Consider the following 2,618-nt stretch of genomic DNA (forward strand, 5'->3'; position numbering starts at 1 on the left):
GGTGGCTACCCAACGGTGTCAAGCACCTCGGTTGAACTGGATGTCCACGCCCTTTTTCAGAATATAGGCACCCAAGCTACAAAGCGGTATTTTTTACCTAGGTTGGGACGGGTTGCCTACTTCTCAAGATACAAGGTTGGGCTTCGGCCGTGAGCTTTTGCCGAACGGTTGAAGCATGAAACCCAACGCCCGCATGGGTTACTGAAAATGGGTAAAACCCCACACCCCACACCCCACACCCCACACCCCGTCAGTTCATTTCCTTAACCCAAACTGACGTTAAACCTGTTACAATAAAAAATATAACTGACTAAATTGGAATTAAAAACTATGCGACTTAAGCGATGGGAGTCCCCCCGCCGTCAGGGACGTAACGACAAAGGCAAGGGCGGTTCGGCCCGACAGCGACAACTGAAAAAACAATTTAAAATGTTGTCGAAAAAACTAAAAGGGGGAGAGAGTAACATCTCTCCTCTTTTTTTGTCCCCAGCAATCGCCGCTAAAAAATCTTCCTCTGGGAAACTCTCAGTCTCCTAAAACAGTCCCAGACTTGAGCCACTTTCAGATTAGGGAAAAAAATGAAGCGTACACTTGCCGTCATGACGATGACAGTAGCTTTAACCGTCACCAGTAACCATTCTAGCCTTGCGGGAGCAATCTTCGATCGCATTCAAAAAACTGGGGTAATTACTGCCGGCGCTCGTAAAGATGCTATTCCCTTTGGTTTTGTCAACTCCCAGGGCAAGTGGGTGGGTTACAGCCTTGATATGTTAGAGTTAATTCGCAAGGAAACCGAACGGAAGTTAGGAAAACCAATTAAGTTAAAAATTGTTGAGATTAATCCCCAAAATCGTTTTGAAAAGTTGAAAACAGGGGTTATCGATATCGAATGTGGCTCTACTACTTTTACTTGGAAAAGAGAAAATGAAGTGGATTTTTCCGTTAGTTACTTTGCCGGTGGTACTCAATTGCTCACCCGCAAAGGTAGTAATCTTGATGACATCGGTAGCTTGGCAGGCAGACGCATTGGAGTGATTGCCAATACTACTAATGAAGCGGTAATTAAAACCCAACAACCCGCCGCTATTTTGGTCAAAGTTAAAAGTCGTGGCGAGGGTTTACAAAAACTAGAAACGGGAGAAATTGATGGTTTTGCCAGCGATGGCATTACCCTAGAAGGTTTAAGGAAAAGTGCTAAAAATCCCAATAATTTAGCCATAGTTCCCTCCTATCCCTACGCCTACGAATCCTATGCCTGTACTTTACCTGAAAATGATTCTAAATGGCGCGATACAGTGAATTATACCCTATTAAAATTCATGGAAGGGATCGTTAGTGACCAACAACAAGCGGTGACAATTTATGAACGTTGGTTTGGTGAAGATGGTGTTGTTCCCTATTCCAGAGAAACTATTAATGATTATTTTCAAGGCATTGTCAACACCTACGAATGGATTCCTTTAACTGTATTTCCCTAAAATCAAAACCTTTTTAGGGAAAGGTTCAAAAAGGCACTCTTGCAAGTGGGAATTATGAATAGGGAAGTGGGGAAGTGGGTTTTTAAAGTTGGATTTGTTATTAACCAAGTTAATAAAGGGAAAAAATAAACCCCCTCAACTGACTGAATGAAGGGGCATTTATCGTATTTTGTGGGTAATTTAGCCTACTTTTGTGGTTTTGTTTTCGTTCGAGTATCTCCATTATTCTAAATTTCGCTTTTTCCAGTAATCAGGTTTACGTTTTCCATGTGCGATCGCAACCACCCAGATAAATGCTTCAAATTCTACATAAAAGATGATGTAAGGAAAACGGCGAATGACATAACGGCGTACCCCTTCGATAGTATGGGCTGTTCCCAGATTAGGGTTAATTTTAATTTTTTCGAGAACTTGTTCAATTTCAGATAGCAAATCTAGCCCTAATCCTATCTTTTGCTTCTCGTAATATTGAATAGCATTGTCAAGTTCTCCTGTTGCTTCACTGTGAATAATAACCGGTTTCACGAATATTTCTCTCGTAATTCCAATAATACTTTATCTGATGGTTCACCCTTGGCTGTTCCAGCATAAATTTCGGCTAATCTTTCAGTTAATTCTCTATCCCAAGCATCTAAAACATTGTCATCTACACCTTCATCTAAGGAATGGATGAGAAAGTAAGCTAGTTCAGCGCGATCTTGCACAGAAAGTTGAGCAAGTTCTATTTTAAGGGTTTCTGCTGTTTTAGTCATCTTGAAAGCATCTATAACCAATCATCTTAGATTGTAGCAGCTCTCGGCTTGCCAGATAAACCCTACTCCTTGAAATCATGGGAATTGAGAGAGTTATGGCAACAATACCTCCTCAAGTGACTGAATGAAGGGGCGATCGCAAGTTTTTGATTAATGGTTTTTAGGAGACTTTTGTGGTTTCCTTTTCTGAGGGTTTGGAGGGTTTTAGTTTGCACTTGAGGGTTATCTCCATACTTTCACCCGCATTATATACTTTGCACGGCTACAACTTGCATTTTTTACTCAAGGACAACGCCAATTCAAAAATGAAACGCATCAACCTCAAGAGTTGACAAAGAAAGGCTCATCAGGTACTGTCTGATCATTAACAAAAACAAATCAGACCCAA

4 protein-coding genes are annotated in these 2,618 nt (G+C 41.2%); 2 read left to right on the top strand and 2 right to left on the bottom strand.

What is annotated here, in order from left to right:
* Positions 1-330: 330 nt before the first annotated feature.
* Both IM509_RS00290 and IM509_RS00295 read left to right on the top strand, forming a co-directional pair.
* Positions 331-537 carry a hypothetical protein gene (locus IM509_RS00290; RefSeq protein WP_002732891.1) on the top strand — a complete coding sequence of 69 codons (207 nt, stop codon included), beginning with the start codon at positions 331-333 and terminating at the stop codon, positions 535-537.
* 41 nt (positions 538-578) lie between these two features.
* Positions 579-1,478: an amino acid ABC transporter substrate-binding protein gene (locus IM509_RS00295; protein ID WP_052276847.1), complete on the top strand. Its 900-nt coding sequence runs from the start codon at positions 579-581 to the stop codon at positions 1,476-1,478.
* 222 nt (positions 1,479-1,700) lie between these two features.
* On the opposite strand, the gene IM509_RS00300 is transcribed toward IM509_RS00295, so the two are convergent.
* Positions 1,701-2,003 (bottom strand): type II toxin-antitoxin system RelE/ParE family toxin, encoded by a 303-nt coding sequence (locus IM509_RS00300; RefSeq protein ID WP_072927872.1) that lies wholly within the window; start codon positions 2,001-2,003, stop codon positions 1,701-1,703.
* On the bottom strand, positions 2,000-2,230 hold the full coding sequence (locus IM509_RS00305) for an addiction module protein (protein WP_052276845.1): 231 nt from the start codon (positions 2,228-2,230) through the stop codon (positions 2,000-2,002). Before IM509_RS00305 ends, IM509_RS00300 begins: the two co-directional genes overlap by 4 nt.
* Positions 2,231-2,618: the final 388 nt, after the last annotated feature.

The sequence above is a fragment of the Microcystis sp. M31BS1 genome, assembly GCF_020245285.1.
GTDB lineage: Bacteria > Cyanobacteriota > Cyanobacteriia > Cyanobacteriales > Microcystaceae > Microcystis > Microcystis panniformis.